This window comes from Mycobacterium sp. BMJ-28 (assembly GCF_054404835.1).
In genome coordinates this window covers 4023114-4041382 of sequence record NZ_CM136783.1, presented here as the reverse complement: position 1 = coordinate 4041382, position 18269 = coordinate 4023114, and the positions used below count along the sequence as shown (strand labels likewise).

The following is an 18269-nucleotide window of genomic DNA, read 5'->3' as shown; positions in this document are numbered from 1 at the left end:
AGGGGTGTCCATGACCGAATCGCCGGCCCGCCGCACCCAGGAGGAGCGCCGCGGCGAGGCCGAACGCAGGCTGATCACCGCCGCTGCCGAACTGGTCGCCGAGATCGGTCCGGCGCGGGTGACGCTGGCCTTGGTGGGGGAGCGCGCCGGCTACAGCCGCGGCCTGGCCACCCACCATTTCGGCTCCAAGAGCGCGTTGATGGAACGCGTCGTCGACGAGGTGGGCCGCCAGTTCCGGGCGGCCCTGCGCGCCCAGCACCAGTCCGGCGACCCCGTCGCCGAACTGCGCGGTTTCATCGGGTACTTCCTCGACGTGGTGGCCGATATGCGCCCGATCAACCGTGCCCGCCTGGCGTTGTGGGCCCAGGCTGCCACCAACCAGTCCGACGAGTTCCGGCCCGCGATGCGCGCCGTGGACCGCGAATTCCGCGACGGTATCGAAGCGCGACTGCGCGCGGCCGCGGTGACCGAGCCGGGCAGTCTGGCCACCCTCATCGTCGCCATGCTGCGCGGCGTGGCGCTGCAGTCCCTCCTGGACGCCGAGGTGGACTTGGCGGCGGCGCGCAGCGAGATCGAGCGGCTGCTGGCGCCCCGGCTGCGACCCTGATCTACAGCAGGCCCAACAGGGCGTTCTCGATGACCTCCGGCAGCGCCGGATGTATCCAATACTGCTGGGTGGCAACCGCTTTGGCGGGCTGGCCGAAACTCATCGCCTGGATCAGCGGCTGGATGATCGACGACGCCTGATAGCCCAGGATGTGCGCACCCAGGATCCGGCCGGTGCCGCGTTCGGCGATCACCTTCGCGATGCCGGTGGTGTCCTCCATAGCCCAGCCGTACGCGGTGTCGCCGTAGTTCTGCACCTTGACCACGATGTCGTGGCCCGCCTCGCGGGCCTGCGCCTCGGTCAGCCCGACCATCGCCACCTGCGGGTCGGTGAACACCGCCGAGGGCACGAAGCGGTGATCGCTGGCCACCATGGCAGCGGTGTCGTCCCAGTCGAGCAGCAGATTGTGTCGCACCACCCGCATCTCGTGGTTGGCCACGTGCTTGAGCTGATAGTCCGAGGACACGTCCCCGAGCGCGAAGACGTTGCGCGCCGTGGTGCGCTGGTACTCGTCGACGACGACGCGGCCGTCCTCGACGGTGACGCCGGCCTTCTCGGCGTCCAACAGGTCGCCGTTGGGCACCCGGCCGGTGGCCACCAGCAGTACATCGGTGTCGATCTCGGACCCGTCGTCGAGCTCGAGCACCGTGCGGCCGGCCTCGGTCCGCGACCCGGTGACGTTGACGTGCGTGCGCAGGTCCCACCGCGCCGTACCCAGATCGGTGAACCGGTGGCAGATCGTCTCATCGCAGTGGGTGAGCAGACCGGCGCCGCGCACCACGACGGTCACCCGCACACCGAGCGCTGAGAACACATGGGCGAACTCGGCCGCCACGAAACCGCCGCCCACGATCACCAGATGCTCGGGCAGTTCGGCGATCCGCATGATGGTGTCGCTGGTGTGGTACGCGACACCGCAGTCGTGGATGGCCGGGGGCACCGAGGCGCGCGATCCGGCGGCGATCACCACCCGGTCGGAACTGAACTCGTCGCCGTCCTCGGTGCGCAGCAGGTACCGGCCGTCCCGCACCCCGGTGAATCTGGTGTGGCTGCCGTAGACGTCGATATTGGGCAGGCCGCGCTTGTACGCCTCACCGCCGGCCGCGATCTTGTCGATCCGCTCGGCGAACACCCGGTCCACGATGTCGGACCAACGCACCCCGTCGATGTGGGCATCGATGCCCAGCCGTGCCGCCTCGCGGATGGTGTGGGCGACCTCGGCGGCGTAGACGAACATCTTGGTCGGGATGCAGCCCACGTTCAGGCATGTCCCGCCGAAGGTGCCCTGCTCGCAGAGGGCGATGCGCATGTCGCCGTAGCGGGCATCGACGCCGGTGTCGGGGATGCTGTTGCCCGAGCCGGTACCGATGATCGTCAGATCGTAATGCTGCACGCGTTTGCGCCCTATCCCGATTGTGTTGTGAATGAATGAGGTTCGCTGTTGAGGTACCAGTCCAGCCAGGCGTCGAGTTCACCGTAGGCGGCCGCGCGCGGTCCGGCCAGCGACAGGAACACATCATGCTTGGCGTCGGTGATGGGCACGATCGTGGTGCGGTTGCCGACGCAGCCGGCCCAGCGCGCGATCTGGCTGACGTCGAGCACGGCGTCACCGCGCTGGATCGCATCGGGATCCGCGGACTCGGGCACGCTGTGTCCCGACCGCAGGATCAGCGCAGGCACCCCGACATCCAGGCCGCGGTGCAACCGGGCCTGGGCGCGGCGGATCGCGTTGATCCAGCCGAACGTCACCGGGAACCCGCCCAGCGGTTTCCACTCCAGGTCGTAGTCGAACTCGCCGGCGTAGTCGCGGTGCAGGGTGGTGCCGTAGCCACCGGAGGTCGTCGGCCTGCGGATCACCTGCATCCTGCGTAACCGGGCCAGCGCGATCAGCGCGGCGGAGGTCGGCGCGGCCCGCAGGATGGCAGGCCCGTGCAGATCGAACCACGGGCTGTTGAGCACCAGGCCCCTGATCCGTCCCAGGGCGCCGCGCCGGCGTAACCGGTCCAGCCACAGGGTGACGACGAGTCCGCCGGCCGAGTGCCCGTAGACCAGCACCTCGGCCGCATCGATGTGGTCCAGGGCGGCCTGCAGTGCGGCGTCGTAGCGGGCCAGGTCGGTGGTGAAATGCGGGGTCTGCCCGTCGCGCCGGGACCGCCCACATTTGGGCAGGTCCAGGGCGAAGACCGGGAATCCGCGGGCGGCGAAACGGTCGGCCAGTTCGGTGTGGAAGAAATAGTCGGTGAACCCGTGTACCACCAGCACCGCACGCGAGCGCGCGCTGTCCCGCTCGCGGTGCACCAGGGTGGCGAACAGGTCGCCTTCGCCGTCCGGGTCGGTGCCCAGCGGGAGGACCAGCTGCCGGTAACCGGGCAGGACGTCGGGCTCCCATTGCGGCTGCGAATGGCCCTGCGATGCCGTCACGGCTCGACTCTAGCTGCGTGGTGACGGAAAGCACCGGCACGGGGCGTCACCCGGCGAACCCGTCGCGATAACCTGAGTAACAGAAGAACCGTCGCGTACCACCTGCGGCGGGCCGTGCGATACGAAGGACCAGCCAACGGTGTCTGACCCCAAGGTAGCCAAGACCGACGTCGTGCTCGTCGGCGCCGGAATCATGAGCGCCACCCTCGGCGCGCTGCTGCGACTGGTCGAGCCGGACTGGTCGATCACGCTGATCGAACGCCTCGACGGTGCGGCCGCCGAGAGCAGCGATCCGTGGAACAACGCCGGCACCGGCCACTCGGCGCTGTGCGAGCTGAACTACACCCCGCAGAACTCCGACGGCACCATCGACATCGCCAAGGCCGTCACCGTCAACGAGCAGTTCCAGGTGTCCCGCCAGTTCTGGGCGTATGCGGTCGAGAACGGCGTGCTGCCCGACGTCCGCAACTTCCTCAACCCGATCCCGCACGTCAGCTTCGTGCACGGTGCCCAGCACATCGGCTACCTCAAGGCCCGCCACCAAGCGCTGGTCGGCAACCCGCTGTTCGCGTCGATGGAGTTCATCGATGACGCCGACGAGTTCGCCCGCCGGCTGCCGCTGATGGCGGCCAAGCGCGACTTCTCCGAACCGGTCGCGCTGAACTGGACACAGTCGGGCACCGACGTGGACTTCGGCTCGCTGTCGCGTCAGCTCATCGGGTACGGCGCCGCGCACGGGATGGACACCCTGTTCGGCCACGAGGTGCGCAACCTGCGCAAGGAATCCGACGGCACCTGGACCGTCAGCTACGTCAACCGGCGCACCGGGGCGAAGTACAAGACCAACGCCAAGTTCGTCTTCGTCGGTGCGGGCGGCGGCGCGCTGCCGCTGCTGCAGAAGGCCGGCATCCCGGAGGCCAAGGGATTCGGCGGATTCCCGGTCGGTGGCGCGTTCCTGCGTACCAACAATCCGGAGCTGACCGCCGGGCACCAGGCCAAGGTGTACGGCCAGCCCCCGCTGGGTGCGCCACCGATGTCGGTGCCGCACTTGGACACCCGCGTCATCAACGGCAAATCGTGGTTGCTGTTCGGCCCGTTCGCCGGCTGGACGCCGAAATTCCTCAAGCAGGGCAAGTTCACCGACCTGCCGCTGTCGGTCAAGCCGAACAATCTGGCCTCGATGCTGGGTGTCGGGCTCACCGAGATGAGCCTGCTGAACTATCTGATCGGGCAGCTTCTGCTGAGCGAGGCCGACCGGGTCGAGACGCTGCGCGAATTCGCGCCCAGCGCACGCGATTCCGACTGGGAACTCGATATCGCCGGCCAGCGCGTGCAGGTGATCCGGCGCAAGGGTGCCGGCGGCGTGCTGGAGTTCGGCACCACGGTGCTCTCGGCGGCCGACGGCTCCATCGCTGGTCTGCTCGGCGCCTCCCCGGGTGCGTCGACGGCGGTGCCGGCCATGTTCGACGTGATGGAGCGCTGCTTCGCCGACCGGTACCAGTCGTGGTTGCCCAAGCTCAAGGAGATGGTGCCGTCGTTGGGTACCAAGTTGTCCGGCGAGCCCGGCCTGTTCCGCGAGGTATGGGACCACGGCACCAAGGTGCTCCAACTCGACACGCCCGCATCAGTGTGACGGCGGCCCGCCGGTGACGGTCGTATCGCGCCGGAGCTGGGCGCAGGATCTCGACGCCGCGACCCTCTACGAGCTGCTCAAACTGCGGGTCGAGGTGTTCGTCGTGGAGCAGGCCTGTCCTTACCCGGAGCTCGACGGCCGCGACCTGCTGGCCGAGACGCGGCACTTCTGGCTGGAAAGCAATGACGGACAAGTCATCTCGACGTTGCGGTTGATGGAGGAGCACCCCGCCGGCGAGAAGGTGTTCCGGATCGGCCGGGTCTGCACCAAACGCGCCGCGCGCGGTAACGGACACACCGCCCGGCTGCTGCAGGCCGCGCTCGCGGAGGTCGGCGACCATCCGTGCCGCATCGATGCCCAGACCTATCTGCAGGACATGTACGGCGCGCACGGATTCGTCCGCGACGGTGACGAATTCCTCGAAGACGGCATTCCGCACGTGCCGATGATCAGACCGGGATCGGGAGCGGGACAGCAGTGACGACGAGCACGGCGAACTATCCGTTCAGTGCGCTGGTCGGCCATGACCGGCTGCGCCTGGCACTGATCCTGTGCGCGGTGCGCCCGGACATCGGCGGGGTGCTGATCCGGGGCGAGAAGGGCACCGCGAAATCGACCGCGGTGCGCGCACTGGCCACGGTGCTGGCCCAGGTCGACGACGCGGCCCAGCTGGTCGAGTTGCCGATCGGGGCCACCGAGGACCGGGTGGTCGGATCGCTGGATCTGCAGCGCGTGCTGCGCGACGGTGAGCAGGCCTTCCAGCCGGGCCTGCTGGCCCGCGCCCACGGCGGCGTGCTCTACGTCGACGAGGTCAATCTGCTGCACGACCATCTGGTCGACGTATTGCTGGACGCCGCCGCGATGGGCCGGGTGCACATCGAACGCGACGGCATCTCGCACAGCCATGACGCGCGATTCGTCTTGGTGGGCACCATGAATCCGGAAGAAGGTGAGCTGCGCCCGCAGCTGCTGGACCGATTCGGGCTGACCGTCGATGTGGCCGCCTCGCGCGATGTGGACGTCCGGGTGCAGGTGATCCGCCAGCGACTCGCCTACGAGGCCGACCCGGCCGGGTTCGCCGGCCGCTACGCCGGCGCGGACGCCGAACTGGCCCACCGGATCGCCGCGGCCCGCGTCGCACTGGCCGAAGTGGAGTTGCCGGACAACGAATTACGGCGGATCGCCACGCTCTGCGCGGCTTTCGACGTGGACGGGATGCGGGCCGATCTGGTGCTGGCCCGCACGGCGGTGGCGCACGCGGCATGGCGGGGCAGCACGACCGTGGAAGAACAGGACATCCGGATCGCCGCCGAACTGGCGCTGCCGCATCGCCGCCGCCGCGATCCGTTCGACGATCCCGGGCTGGATCAGGACCGTCTCGACGAGGCCATGGCCGCGGCGGGGGAGTCGGAGAACGAGCCCGAACCCGAGCCGGACCCCGACCCCGACCCGCCGGGTGGGCAACGTGGCGACTCCTCGGATGGCCCGGAAGGGTCCACGCCGCAACAGAACTCCGGATCCGGTGGCACCCGGCCGAGCGCTCCGCCGGCAGCCACCTTCCGCACCCGGGCGCTGGTAGTCCCCGGCGTCGGCGAAGGCGCACCGGGTCGACGGTCGCGCGCTCGCAACCGTTCGGGCAGCACCGTGGCCGCCACCGATGTCGCCGGCGAGGGACACGGCGTGCACGTCTTCGCCTCGGTGCTGGCCGCGGTGGGTAACCAGCGCCGGCCAGGGCCGCCGCGGATCGGTCCCGACGACGTCCGGCGGGCGGTGCGCGAAGGTCGGGAGGCGAACTTGGTGATCTTCGTCGTCGACGCCTCCGGGTCCATGGCCGCGCGGGACCGGATGTCCGCGGTCAGCGGGGCCACCCTGTCCCTGCTGCGCGATGCCTATCAGCGCCGGGACAAGGTGGCGGTGATCACCTTCCGGCAGGACCGGGCCGAGCTGCTGCTGCCCCCGACCTCGTCGGTGTACATCGCCGGGCGCCGCCTGGCCCGCTTCGACACCGGCGGGAAGACGCCGCTGGCGCAGGGCCTGCTGGCCGCGCGCGATGTGGTGTTGCGGGAGAAGGCCCGGGACCGCGGCCGGCGCCCGCTGCTGGTGGTGCTCACCGACGGGCGCGCCACCGGCGGCGCCGACCCGCTGGGCCGCACCGCGATCGCGGCCCGGCTGCTGGTGGCCGAAGGCGCCGCCGCCGTCGTGGTGGATTGCGAGACCTCCTATGTACGGCTGGGGCTGGCGGCCACGCTGGCCGACCAACTGGGAGCGCCCGCGGTACGCCTGAGCCAGTTGCAGGCCGGTGAGTTGACCTCACTGGTCAAATCGGCGGCGTAAAGGACCCGAGGGAGAAGTGCCATGCCACAAGGACAACCACTCACCGTCCCGGATGACGGCCTGACCACCAAGGCACGGCGCAATGCCCCCCTGCTGGCCGTGCACACCGGCCCGGGCAAAGGAAAGTCGACCGCCGCGTTCGGCATGGCGCTGCGCGCCTGGAATCAGGGCTTCGATATCGCGGTGTTCCAGTTCGTCAAGAGCGCGAAGTGGAAAGTGGGCGAGGAGAGCGCCTTTCAGGCGCTGGGCCGGCTGCACGACGAACACGGTGTGGGGGGTCCCGTGCAATGGCACAAGATGGGCTCCGGCTGGTCGTGGACCCGAAAACAAGGCAGCGAGGTCGACCATGCCGAGACCGCGCGGGACGGCTGGGCCGAGATCCGCACTCGGCTCGCGGATGAGCGGCACGACTTCTACGTGCTCGACGAGTTCACCTATCCGCTGAAGTGGGGCTGGGTCGACACCGATGAGGTGGTCGAGGTGCTGGCGAACCGGCCCGGCAACCAGCACGTGGTGATCACCGGACGCGACGCACCGCAGCGACTGCTGGACGCCGCCGACCTGGTCACCGAGATGACCAAGATCAAGCACCCGATGGATGCCGGCCGCAAGGGCCAGCGCGGTATCGAGTGGTAAGCATGGTGACTGCGGTGACTCCTGCGGTCATCATCGCCGCCCCCGCCTCCGGCAGTGGCAAGACCACGGTGGCAACGGGTCTGATGGGTGCCCTGCGCCGGGCCGGGCACCGCGTCGCGCCGTTCAAGGTGGGACCCGACTTCATCGACCCCGGTTACCACGCGCTGGCTGCCGGGGTGCCCGGCCGCAACCTGGACCCGGTGCTGGTCGGGGAGCATCTGATCGGCCCGCTGTACCGACACGGCAGCGCGGGCGCCGACATCGCCGTGGTCGAGGGGGTGATGGGCCTGTTCGACGGGCGGATCTCGGCAGACCCGGGTCCCGCCCGCGGGTCCACCGCCCACGTCGCGGGTCTGCTCGGCGCGCCAGTGGTGCTGGTCGTCGACGCCCGAGGTCAGAGTCAGAGCATTGCCGCGCTGCTGCACGGCTTTTCGACGTTCGACAACGCACTTCGGTTCGCCGGAGTGATCCTCAACAGGGTCGGGTCCGCGCGCCACGAACAAGTGCTGCGGCAGGCCTGCGAGCATGCCGGCATCCCGGTATTGGGGGCCATCCCGCGCGCCGCCGAACTGGAGGTCCCGTCCCGTCATCTCGGACTGGTGACCGCGGTCGAACACGGCCGGCGCGCCACGACCGCCGTGGCGGCCATGGCCGAGTTGGTCGCCAGGCACGTCGACGTCGCCGCCGTCGCCGCCGCGGCCGGTACCGGAGTGACCGCCGCACCGTGGAGCCCCGAGGTGGCAGCACCGGCGCGCGGTGTGACGGTGGCGCTGGCGGCGGGCCGGGCCTTCAGTTTCGGCTATGCCGAACACCGCGAACTCTTGGTGGCGGCCGGCGCCGAGGTCGTCGACTTCGACCCGCTGGCCCAGGATTTGCCCACCGCGGCCACCGCAGTGGTGATTCCGGGCGGCTTCCCCGAACAGTTCACCGCGGAGTTGTCGGCCAACGCGACGGTGCGCGCCCAGATCCGGGCGCTGGCCGCCGCCGGCGCCCCGGTGCATGCCGAATGCGCCGGCCTCACCTATCTGGTCGACGACCTCGACGGTGTGCCGATGTGCGGTGTGCTGGCGGGTTCGGCGCGGTTCACCGAGCGGCTGACGCTCGGTTACCGCGACGCGGTGGCGGTGGCGGACTCCGCGCTGCACCGCGTCGGGGAACGTGTGACCGGCCACGAATTCCACCGCACTGCAGTCACTTTCGCCACCGAATATGCCCAGGCTTGGGCGTTCGCCGGTGGTGCCGCCGGCCGGGTCGCCGACGGCGCGGTACACCGCGGCGTCCATGCCGGTTATCTGCACACCCATCCGGCCGCGCATCCGCAGGCCATCGCCCGGTTCGTGACGGCGGCGGGAACCTTTAAGCTCGCGGGGTGAATTCTGCGGACACGAGGAGCAATGTGGGTTCAGAGAACGCCTACCTCGTCGGTCTGCGCCTGGAAGGGCGCAAAGTTGTCGTGGTGGGCGGTGGCAGCGTGGCCCAGCGCCGGTTGCCGCTGCTGCTGGCCGTCGGTGCGGACGTACACGTGGTCACCCGGGCCGCCACGCCGGCGGTGGAAGCCATGGAGCCCATCACCCTGACGCTGCGGGACTTCGTCGACGCCGATCTGGACGGCGCCTGGTACGTGCTGGCCGCCACCGACGATCCGGATGTCAACGCCGCCATCGTCGAAGGCGCCGAGCGGCGCCGCATCTTCTGTGTGCGTGCCGACGCCGCGCGCGACGGCACCGCGGTCACCCCGGCGTCGTTCGAATTCGATGGGCTGTCGGTCGGCGTGCTCGCCGGCGGCCAGCACCGCCGTTCGGCGGCCATCCGCACGGCCATCCACGAGGCGCTGGCGAGCGGGGTGATCACCGGGCAGGGGCCGGACACCGTGCACGAAGGGGTGGCGCTGGTCGGTGGGGGACCGGGCGACCCGGAACTGATCACCGTGCGGGGCCGGCGGCTGCTGGCCCACGCCGACGTGGTGGTGGCCGACCGGCTGGCCCCGCCGGAGCTGCTCGCCGAACTGGCGCCGCACGTCGAGGTGATCGACGCCGCGAAGATCCCGTACGGCCGGGCGATGGCGCAGGAGGCCATCAACAACGTCCTCATCGAGCGGGCCAAGGCCGGCAAGTTCGTGGTGCGGCTCAAGGGCGGCGACCCGTTCGTGTTCGCCCGGGGTTATGAGGAAGTGCTCGCCTGCACGGAGGCCGGGATTCCGGTCACCGTGGTGCCCGGTGTGACCAGTGCCATAGCCGTGCCCGCGCTGGCCGGCACGCCGGTCACGCACCGGGCCGTCAACCACGAGTTCGTGGTAGTCAGTGGCCATGTTGCGCCCGACCATCCCGAATCGTTAGTGAATTGGAATGCGCTGGCGCAGATGACGGGCACCATCGTGCTGCTGATGGCGGTCGAGCGCATCGAACTTTTCGCCGACGTCCTGCTGGCGGGCGGCCGACCTGCTGATACGCCGGTGCTGGTGGTGCAGCACGGGACGACGGCATCTCAGCGGACCGTGCATGCGGCTCTCGCGGACGTCGCCGAGACCGTCCGCAGTGAGGGAATCCGGCCGCCGGCGATCATCGTGATCGGCGCTGTGGCGGGCTTCGGCAGTTAAAGGATTCTTAAGATTACTGTAAGGTAACCCGTATGACGGCTCTCAACGACGCAGAGCGGGCGCGCGGAAACAGCCGCGCGCTGCCTGTTCGCATCGAGCAAGACGGGGTGCAGCGCGGCGGCCGGCTTCCGGCCTGGCTGCCGTCCTGGAATTTCATCGCCGCGGTCATCGCGATCGGTGGCATGCAGCTGCTGGCCACCATGGACAGCACGGTCGCGATCGTCGCGCTGCCCAAGATCCAAGACGAACTGGGCCTGTCGGACGCCGGTCGCAGCTGGGTGATCACCGCCTACGTGCTGACCTTCGGCGGCCTGATGTTGCTGGGCGGTCGCCTCGGCGACACCATCGGGCGCAAGCGCACCTTCATCGTCGGTGTGGCGCTGTTCACCATCGCCTCCGTGCTGTGCGGTGTGGCCTGGGACGAGGCCACGCTGGTCATCGCCCGCCTGCTGCAGGGTGTCGGCTCGGCCATCGCCTCACCGACCGGCCTGGCCCTGGTCGCGACGACCTTCCCGAAGGGTCCCGCCCGTAACGCCGCGACCGCGGTGTTCGCCGCCATGACGGGTGTCGGCTCGGTCATGGGTCTGGTGGTCGGCGGGGCGCTCACCGAATGGTCGTGGCGGCTGGCCTTCCTGGTCAACATCCCCATCGGCCTGGTGATGCTCTACCTGGCGCACAAAACGCTCCAAGAGACCGACCGGGCCCGGATGAAGCTGGATGCCGCCGGCGCCATCCTGGCCACCCTGGCGTGCACCGCCGCGGTGTTCGGCTTCTCGATGGGCCCCGAGCAAGGATGGTTGTCACCGCTCACCCTGGCCTCCGGCGCGGGTGCGGTGCTGTTCGGGTTCGCCTTCTTCTACGTGGAGCGGTCCGCGGCGAACCCCGTCGTGCCGTTCTCACTGTTCCGCGATCGCAACCGGGTCGCCACCCTGGCCGCGGTGTTCCTGGCCGGCGGCGTGATGTTCACCCTGACCGTGCTGATCGGTCTGTACGTCCAGGACATCATGGGCTACAGCGCGCTCAAGGCGGGTATCGGCTTCATCCCGTTCGTCATCGCCCTCGGTATCGGGCTCGGGGTGTCCTCCGTGCTGGTGTCCAGGTTCGCGCCGCGCTGGCTGGTCATCTCCGGTGGCGTCCTCGTGCTCGGCGCGATGATCTACGGCTCGACGCTCAACGCCGGCATCCCATATTTCCCGAACCTGGTGCTGCCCATCACGATCGGCGGCTTCGGGATCGGCATGATCGTGGTGCCGCTGACCGTCTCGGCCATCGCGGGCGTCGGTTTCGACGAGATCGGCCCCGTCTCGGCCATCGCGCTGATGCTGCAGAACCTCGGCGGGCCGGTCGTGCTGGCGATCATCCAGGCCGTCATCACCTCGCGCACCCTCTACCTGGGCGGTACCACCGGCCCGGTGAAGAACATGGATGCCGCGCAACACCACGCGCTGGACCAGGGCTACACCTACGGCCTGCTGTGGGTGGCCGCGGTGGCCGTCCTGGTGGGCGCGGTCGCGCTGTTCATCCGCTACACGGCCGAAGAGGTCGCCCACGCGCAGGAAGTCAAGGACGCCCTCGATGCCGGAGAGCTGGACTGACGGTCAGCCGTCTCACAGCCGGGTGTCCTAGCCTGACCCGGTGACCCGGACGCCCGCACCCACCGAATGACGGTGTGGCACTTCCTGGGTGGCCTCGCATTGACCCACGGCGCATTGCCGCATCTGCTCGAGGTCGCCACGCTGATCTTGGTGGTGCTCGCCGCGGTGCGCCGCGCCCGCGGGCTGATGATCGTCATCGCCGCGGGCTGCGGTCTGGCCCTGACGGCTGCGGCGCACTCCTATATCGCCGCCATCGGAATTGCCGGTGATCCCGCGCCGCGGCCGCTGTGGCTGTGGATCGCGCTGACCGGATTCTGTGGTGTCATCGCCGTGCTGGGCTGGCGGCGGGCCCGCTGGTGGCGGCGTCTGGTGTCGGTCGCCGCGGTACCGGCCTGCGCACTGTGCGCGGTGCTGATGGTCAACGTCTGGGTCGGGTATTTCCCCACCGTGGACAGTGCGTGGAACCGGCTGACGATTCCCGCGGTACCCGATCAGGCCGACCGGATGACGGTCACCGAATTGCAGTTGGCGCACGCGCATCCGGGGCACGGGGTGGTGCTGCCGGTGACGATCAGCGCGGCGGCGTCCAAGTTCGCCCACCGCGACGAACTGGTCTATCTGCCGCCGGCGTGGTTCGCCAGCAATCCGCCGCCCCGACTGCCCACGGTGATGATGATCGGCGCCCAGCTGAACACGCCTGCGGACTGGTTACGCGCCGGTGATGCGGCCACCACGATCGATGCCTTCGCGACCGACCACGGCGGAACGGCGCCGGTCTTCGTCTTCGTCGATCCCACCGGGAGCTTCGACAACGACACCGAATGCGTCAACGGCCCGCGTGGCAATGCCTCGCTGCATCTGACCAAAGATGTTGTGCCCTATATGATCTCGAACTTCGGGGTGAGTCCGGACCGAAGCAGGTGGGGCATCATGGGCTGGTCGATGGGCGGTACCTGCGCGGTGGAGTTGAGTGTGCGGCGCCCGGAGTTGTTCAGCGCCTTCGTCGATATCGCCGGTGACCTCGGCCCGAATTCGGGCACCCGGCAACAATCCATCGACCGGCTGTTCGGCGGCGACCCGGCCGCATGGGCCGAATTCGATCCGGCGACGGTGATGGCCCATCACGGCCGGTACACCGATCTGTCCGCGCTGTACGTGGTGCCCGACGGCGGCGCCGGACACGACCGGTCGGCCAATCCAGAGGGCCAGGACGTCGCGGCGAGCACGCTGAGCACCCTCGGTCACCGGTACGGCATCGACGCCACCGTGCAGACCTGGCCGGGTCACCACGACTGGTCGTTCGCATCCCAGGCGTTCGCGGCGACGTTGCCGTGGCTGGCGGGCCGGCTCGGCGTCCCGGCCGCGCCGAACCCCGGTGCCCACGCCGCCTGACCGGATCGTCCCGGTGCCCGGTGCGTGCCGCAGGTAGGGTCGGTTGGCATGCCAGCGTCCGACCCCGCGGCGAGCCGCGCATCGGAGTCCAGCGTCACGCGCCTGTCGGACCGGGTGACCGGCGTGGCGATCGTGGCGATCACCGGCATGCAGCTGATGTCGACACTGGACGGCACCATCGTCATCGTCGCGCTGCCCCGGATGCAGGCCGAGCTGGGCATGTCCGACGCGGCCAAGAGCTGGGTGATCACCGCCTACGTGCTGACCTTCGGTGGTCTGCTGCTGCTGGGCGGCCGGCTCGGCGACGCGATCGGGCACAAGCGGGCCTTCATCTCCGGCGTCGGCATCTTCACCATCGCCTCGCTGGTGTGCGGGCTGGCCACCGAGCCGTACACGCTGATCGCCGCGCGCGCGGTGCAGGGTGTCGGGGCGGCGGTGGCCGCACCGACCGGCCTGGCGCTGATCGCCACCACCTACGCCGTCGGGCATGCCCGTAATCAGGCGCTGGCGGTGTCGGCGGCGATGCAGGGGCTCGGTTCGGTACTGGGACTGGTGCTCGGCGGCGCGCTGACCGGGCTGTCCTGGCGGCTGGCTTTCCTGGTCAATGTGCCCATCGGCATCGTCATCATCTGGATCGCGGTGACCCGGCTGGCCGAGACCAACCACGTCCGGCTCAAGCTCGACGTCACGGGCGCGCTGCTGGCCACGCTGGCCTGCACCTGCGGGGTGCTGGTGTTCACCCAGGGGCCGCCGCTGGGCTGGACCGACCCGTGGGTGATCGGCGCCGCCGTGGGCGCCGTGGTGTTCTTCATCGCCTTCCTGCTCGACGAGCGCGGCGCAGACAACCCGCTGGTCCCACTGTCGATGTTCGACAACCGCAACCGGGTGGCGTCCTTCGCCGCCTACTTCCTGGCCGGCGGCGTCATGCTGACCCTCAGCGTGATGATCGGGCTGCTGGTGCAGGACGTGCTCGGGTACTCGCCGTTGCGGGCCGGCATCTGCTTCATGCCCTTCGCGCTGGCCTTCGTGATCGGCAACGTGGTGGCCACCCGGCTGGCCCCGCGGGTCGCGCCTCGGTGGGTGATCATCGGCGGCGGGCTACTGGTGCTGACGGCCATGCTCTTCGGCTCCACCCTGGACCGATCCATCCCGTACTTTCCCGATCTGTTCGTGCCCGTGGTGGTGGGCGGCGCCGGCATCGGCGTCATCTCGGTGATCCTGCCGCTGTGCACTCTGGCCAAGGTCGGCCCGCAGGAGATCGGCCCGGTGTCCTCGGTGACGCTGATGGTCTACAACCTGGGCGGCCCCCTGGTGCTGGTGGTGGTCCAGGCGGTGCAGACCTCACGCACCCTCTACCTCGGTGGCACCACCGGACCGGTCACCGGTATGACACCGGCGCAACTGGATGCGCTGGGCTCCGGCTACACCTACTCGTTGCTGTGGGTGGCCGCGATCGCCGTGCTGGTCGGGGTGGCCGCCCTGTTCATCGGATTCTCGGCACGCGATATCGCCCAGGCGCAGCACACCAAGGAAGCGGTCGACGCCGGCGAGCTGTGAACGCCCCGCGGCGTCGGAGCCCGTCGTTACCCTGGCCGCATGAGGGATGAGCTGCCCACCCGTCAGCAGATCTCGGATGCGGTCGGCGCGCTGGGTTGGCGCCTGGTGCTCGGCGCGATTCACACCGAGGTGCGGGTGCCGTCGCTGAGCCGCGCCGTCGCTGAGCCGCGCCGCCGCGGTCGCGGACGCGGTGGCGGCGGTGGCCGCCGACGCCGGCCAGGACCGGCTCGGCATCGACGTCCGGGCCGACCGGGCGGTGCTGCGGGTGCGTTCGGCGGTCGGGGTCACCGGGGCCGACCTCGGGCTGGCCCGGGCGATCTCGGCGGCGCTGACCGTCGAGGGCCTGGCCACCACACCCGGCGCGGTGTCCGTGCAGGCGATCGAGATCGCGATCGACGCGCTGGACATCCCGGCGGTCCGGCCGTTCTGGAAGGCCGTGACCGGCTATGTCGACGAGTCCGGGTGCTCGGATCTCAGCGCCGGACTCGTCGATCCGACCGGGCGCGGGCCGGCGCTGTGGTTCCAGCAGATGGACGCACCCCGGGGGGAACGCAATCGCATCCATCTCGACGTCGACGTGCCCCACGACCAGGCCGCCGCGCGCATCGAGGCGGCCCTGGCCGCCGGTGGCACGCTGCTCAGCGCGCGGTGTGCGCCGGCCTTCTGGGTGCTGGCCGATGCCGAGGGCAACGAGGTGTGCGTCTGCACCTGGCAGGGGCGCGATTAAGCTGGCCCGCTGTGATCACCCGGATGTCCGAACTGTTCCTGCGCACGTTGCGCGACGATCCCGCCGATGCCGAGGTGCCCAGCCACAAGCTGCTCATCCGGGCCGGTTACGTCCGCCCGATCGGGCCGGGGCTGTACAGCTGGCTGCCGCTGGGGCTGAGGGTGCTGCGCAAGATCGAGGGCATCGTCCGGCAGGAGATGAATGCCATCGGCGGCCAGGAGATCCTGTTCCCGGCGCTGCTGCCGCGCGCCCCGTACGAGACCACCAACCGGTGGACGGAGTACGGCGACAACCTCTTTCGGCTGAAGGACCGTCGTGGCAACGACTACCTGCTCGGCCCCACCCACGAGGAACTTTTCACCCTGACCGTCAAAGGTGAGTACTCGTCCTACAAGGACTTCCCGTTACGGCTGTACCAAATCCAGACCAAGTACCGCGATGAGGCGCGGCCCCGCGCCGGCATCCTGCGCGGTCGCGAGTTCGTGATGAAGGACTCGTATTCCTTCGATGTCGACGACGACGGTCTCAAGACCGCCTATCACGCGCACCGGGAGGCCTACCAGCGCATCTTCGGCCGCCTCGGCATCGACTACGTGATCGTCTCGGCGGTGTCCGGTGCGATGGGCGGCAGCGCCTCGGAGGAATTCCTGGCCGAGAGCCCGATCGGCGAGGACACCTTCGTGCGCTGCGTGGAGTCCGGGTACGCGGCCAATGTGGAGGCCGTCATCACCGCTGTCCCGGAATCGCGGCCGATCGACGGTCTGCCCGAAGCCGTCGTGCACGACACGCCCGACACCCCGACGATCGCCACCCTGGTCGACTGGGCCAACACCGCACTGCCCGGTACCACCACCGCGGCCGACACCCTGAAGAACGTACTGCTCAAGGTGCGCGAGCCGGGCGGGGACTGGGAACTGCTGGCCATCGGCGTGCCTGGGGACCGGGAGGTCGACGACAAGCGCCTGGGCGCCGCGCTGGAACCGGCCGAGTACGCGCTGCTCGAGGAGGCCGATTTCCGGGCCAACCCTTTCCTGGTGAAGGGGTACATCGGACCGATTGGGTTGCAGGCCAACGGGGTTCGCTACCTGGTGGACCCGCGGGTGGTGGACGGCACGGCCTGGATCACCGGCGCCGACGCGCCGAACAAGCACGTGGTGGGTCTGGTCGCCGGACGCGATTTCACCCCGGACGGCACCATCGAGGCCGCGGAGGTGCGCGACGGTGACGCGTCACCGGATGGTGCCGGCGTGCTGACCTCGGCGCGCGGTATCGAGATCGGTCACATCTTCCAGCTCGGCCGCAAGTATGCCGACGCCTTCACCGCCGATGTGCTCGACGAGAACGGCAAGCCGGTCCGCCTGACGATGGGTTCCTACGGTATCGGCGTGTCCCGGCTGGTCGCGGTGATCGCCGAGCAGAACCACGACGAAATCGGCCTGCGCTGGCCGGCGCCGGTGTCGCCGTTCGACGCGCACGTGGTGATCGCCAACAAGGACGCGGCGGCTCGCACGGGCGCCGGTGAGCTGGCCACCGAACTGGATCGGCTCGGTGTCGAGGTTCTGCTCGATGACCGCACGGCCTCGCCCGGGGTCAAGTTCAAGGACGCCGAACTGCTCGGGGTGCCGTGGATCGTGGTGGTGGGTCGCGGCTGGGCCGATGGCGTGGTCGAACTGCGCAACCGCTTCACCGGGGAGACCAGGGAGATCGCGGTGGACGGGGCGTCGGCGCAGATCGCGGGTCTGCTCGCCGGGTAGTGGCGGCTACTCGGTGCCGCCGGGGAAGGCGAGCGTGACCGGGGCGGCGCCCAGCACCCGGCTCCACCGTGCGGCCAGCACCGCGCACTGGGTCAGCGCGGTCACAGCGAAGGTGCGGTCCTGCGCGGTGCCTGCCTGTTCGAGCACCGCCCGCCATGCCACCGCCGCGTCTTCCTCCATCCGGACCGCCAGCTGGGCGGCCTGGGTGGGGTCCGAGACCTCCAGTGGCAGCTGGTAACCGACCGCCGCCAGCGGGGCCGGTACCGACCGCGCACCGAGCAGGGCGATCGCCTGCTCGCGCCGCTCGCGGTGCTGGGCCATCGCGTCGGCCACCAGGTCGTTCTCGTCAGGGGTGGAATGGGCCGACACCACGCCGTAGCCGTAGATGACACCGTGCTCGGTGGCCACCGCGTCGAACAGCGCGCCGCCGGCGGGGTCGGTGGGCCGGTTGGGGTCCGGGCGCGACGGTGCCGGCTGCGGCGAGGTCATCGGGCCTGCCCCGGGTCGGCGAGTGCCACCTGGTAGGAGGCCGTGCAGGCCGCCGCGATCGAACCGAGCAGCCCCGCCCGGTAACCCGAGAGTCGTACCGCGAGCGCAGCGGCGCTGTCGGCCGATTGATGCAGGGCCGCGGTCACATCGGCGACGGTGGGCGCGGGCGGCGGCGCCGGGGTGGCGGAGGCCGCCGACGACGGCGATGCCGGTGGCGGCGAGGTGGGCGCCGCGCCGCCGGTGAGCCGGGTGATCTCGTCCGACAACGCCCTGGCATGTGCGGCGCGTTCGGAGGCGACGGTCGTCAGGACGGGCGCTATCTGGGGCCGCGCGGTGGTGGCGGCCTGCCCGGCCAGCCGGCTGTCGGTGTGTGCGCGTTCGAATTGCGCTACCAGATCGGCGAGTTCGGGTGGCGGGGGAGCGGGCGCACACGCCACCGCCGAACCGAGCACGGTCAGGGCCATGCCGGCGGGGAGTGCCGAGACCAACAACCGCCGGCGAGTGATCGTGGGCAAAGCTCTCGGCACG

General features: G+C 70.0%; 16 protein-coding genes. 12 read left to right on the top strand and 4 right to left on the bottom strand.

Features of this window, described 5'->3' with window-relative positions; translation table 11 throughout:
- Window positions 1-10: 10 nt before the first annotated feature.
- A complete protein-coding gene (locus ACXPWS_RS20065) occupies window positions 11-607 on the top strand; it encodes a TetR/AcrR family transcriptional regulator (RefSeq protein WP_458708335.1) in 597 nt (198 codons plus the stop codon).
- A 1-nt stretch (window position 608) separates the two neighbouring features.
- Here ACXPWS_RS20065 and mtr read toward each other — a convergent pair whose 3' ends face one another.
- Window positions 609-2000: a mycothione reductase gene (gene mtr / locus ACXPWS_RS20060; RefSeq protein ID WP_458708334.1), complete on the bottom strand. Its 1392-nt coding sequence runs from the start codon at window positions 1998-2000 to the stop codon at window positions 609-611.
- A gap of 11 nt (window positions 2001-2011) precedes the next feature.
- The gene (locus ACXPWS_RS20055) at window positions 2012-3028 is read right to left on the bottom strand and encodes an alpha/beta hydrolase (RefSeq protein ID WP_458708333.1); all 1017 of its coding nucleotides are present in this window, start codon (window positions 3026-3028) and stop codon (window positions 2012-2014) included.
- A 193-nt stretch (window positions 3029-3221) separates the two neighbouring features.
- Between ACXPWS_RS20055 and mqo the strand changes: the two genes are divergently transcribed.
- The 11 genes from mqo to ACXPWS_RS20000 all read left to right on the top strand — a co-directional run bounded on the left by mqo (window position 3222) and on the right by ACXPWS_RS20000 (window position 17252).
- The gene (mqo, locus tag ACXPWS_RS20050; RefSeq protein WP_458713616.1) at window positions 3222-4661 is read left to right on the top strand and encodes a malate dehydrogenase (quinone); all 1440 of its coding nucleotides are present in this window, start codon (window positions 3222-3224) and stop codon (window positions 4659-4661) included.
- 13 nt (window positions 4662-4674) lie between these two features.
- Window positions 4675-5142, top strand: a complete 468-nt coding sequence (locus ACXPWS_RS20045) for a GNAT family N-acetyltransferase (RefSeq protein WP_458708332.1) — start codon at window positions 4675-4677, stop codon at window positions 5140-5142.
- Window positions 5139-6995, top strand: a complete 1857-nt coding sequence (locus tag ACXPWS_RS20040; protein ID WP_458708331.1) for a magnesium chelatase subunit D family protein — start codon at window positions 5139-5141, stop codon at window positions 6993-6995. Before ACXPWS_RS20045 ends, ACXPWS_RS20040 begins: the two co-directional genes overlap by 4 nt.
- A 21-nt stretch (window positions 6996-7016) precedes the next feature.
- Window positions 7017-7631 (top strand): cob(I)yrinic acid a,c-diamide adenosyltransferase, encoded by a 615-nt coding sequence (gene cobO / locus ACXPWS_RS20035; RefSeq protein WP_458708330.1) that lies wholly within the window; start codon window positions 7017-7019, stop codon window positions 7629-7631.
- 2 nt (window positions 7632-7633) lie between these two features.
- Window positions 7634-9004: a cobyrinate a,c-diamide synthase gene (locus ACXPWS_RS20030; RefSeq protein ID WP_458708329.1), complete on the top strand. Its 1371-nt coding sequence runs from the start codon at window positions 7634-7636 to the stop codon at window positions 9002-9004.
- A 23-nt stretch (window positions 9005-9027) separates the two neighbouring features.
- Window positions 9028-10227, top strand: coding sequence for a uroporphyrinogen-III C-methyltransferase (gene cobA / locus ACXPWS_RS20025; RefSeq protein WP_458708328.1), 1200 nt, complete (start codon window positions 9028-9030; stop codon window positions 10225-10227).
- A 32-nt stretch (window positions 10228-10259) separates the two neighbouring features.
- A complete protein-coding gene (locus ACXPWS_RS20020) occupies window positions 10260-11822 on the top strand; it encodes an MFS transporter (RefSeq protein ID WP_458708327.1) in 1563 nt (520 codons plus the stop codon).
- A 72-nt stretch (window positions 11823-11894) separates the two neighbouring features.
- Window positions 11895-13214, top strand: coding sequence for an alpha/beta hydrolase (locus ACXPWS_RS20015; RefSeq protein WP_458713615.1), 1320 nt, complete (start codon window positions 11895-11897; stop codon window positions 13212-13214).
- A 48-nt stretch (window positions 13215-13262) separates the two neighbouring features.
- Complete coding sequence (locus ACXPWS_RS20010) at window positions 13263-14771, top strand: MFS transporter (RefSeq protein ID WP_458708326.1); 1509 nt, start codon at window positions 13263-13265, stop codon at window positions 14769-14771.
- Window positions 14772-14970: 199 nt separating this feature from the next.
- On the top strand, window positions 14971-15498 hold the full coding sequence (locus ACXPWS_RS20005) for a VOC family protein (protein WP_458708325.1): 528 nt from the start codon (window positions 14971-14973) through the stop codon (window positions 15496-15498).
- Between the two features lie 11 nt (window positions 15499-15509).
- Window positions 15510-17252, top strand: coding sequence for a proline--tRNA ligase (locus ACXPWS_RS20000; protein WP_458708324.1), 1743 nt, complete (start codon window positions 15510-15512; stop codon window positions 17250-17252).
- A gap of 6 nt (window positions 17253-17258) precedes the next feature.
- Here ACXPWS_RS20000 and ACXPWS_RS19995 read toward each other — a convergent pair whose 3' ends face one another.
- Complete coding sequence (locus ACXPWS_RS19995) at window positions 17259-17741, bottom strand: ferritin-like domain-containing protein (protein ID WP_458708323.1); 483 nt, start codon at window positions 17739-17741, stop codon at window positions 17259-17261.
- Window positions 17738-18268 carry a hypothetical protein gene (locus tag ACXPWS_RS19990; RefSeq protein ID WP_458708322.1) on the bottom strand — a complete coding sequence of 177 codons (531 nt, stop codon included), beginning with the start codon at window positions 18266-18268 and terminating at the stop codon, window positions 17738-17740. Before ACXPWS_RS19990 ends, ACXPWS_RS19995 begins: the two co-directional genes overlap by 4 nt.
- Window position 18269: the final 1 nt, after the last annotated feature.

Excerpts from the sequence above, each read along its gene's own strand:
- cobO (WP_458708330.1), top strand. The coding sequence starts at position 7,017 with ATGCCACAAGGACAACCACTCACCGTCCCGGATGACGGCCTGACCACC.
- ACXPWS_RS20065 (WP_458708335.1), top strand. The coding sequence starts at position 11 with ATGACCGAATCGCCGGCCCGCCGCACCCAGGAGGAGCGCCGCGGCGAG.
- ACXPWS_RS20010 (WP_458708326.1), top strand. The coding sequence starts at position 13,263 with ATGCCAGCGTCCGACCCCGCGGCGAGCCGCGCATCGGAGTCCAGCGTC.
- mqo (WP_458713616.1), top strand. The coding sequence starts at position 3,222 with ATGAGCGCCACCCTCGGCGCGCTGCTGCGACTGGTCGAGCCGGACTGG.
- ACXPWS_RS20030 (WP_458708329.1), top strand. The coding sequence starts at position 7,634 with ATGGTGACTGCGGTGACTCCTGCGGTCATCATCGCCGCCCCCGCCTCC.
- ACXPWS_RS19995 (WP_458708323.1), bottom strand. The coding sequence starts at position 17,741 with ATGACCTCGCCGCAGCCGGCACCGTCGCGCCCGGACCCCAACCGGCCC.
- ACXPWS_RS20020 (WP_458708327.1), top strand. The coding sequence starts at position 10,260 with ATGACGGCTCTCAACGACGCAGAGCGGGCGCGCGGAAACAGCCGCGCG.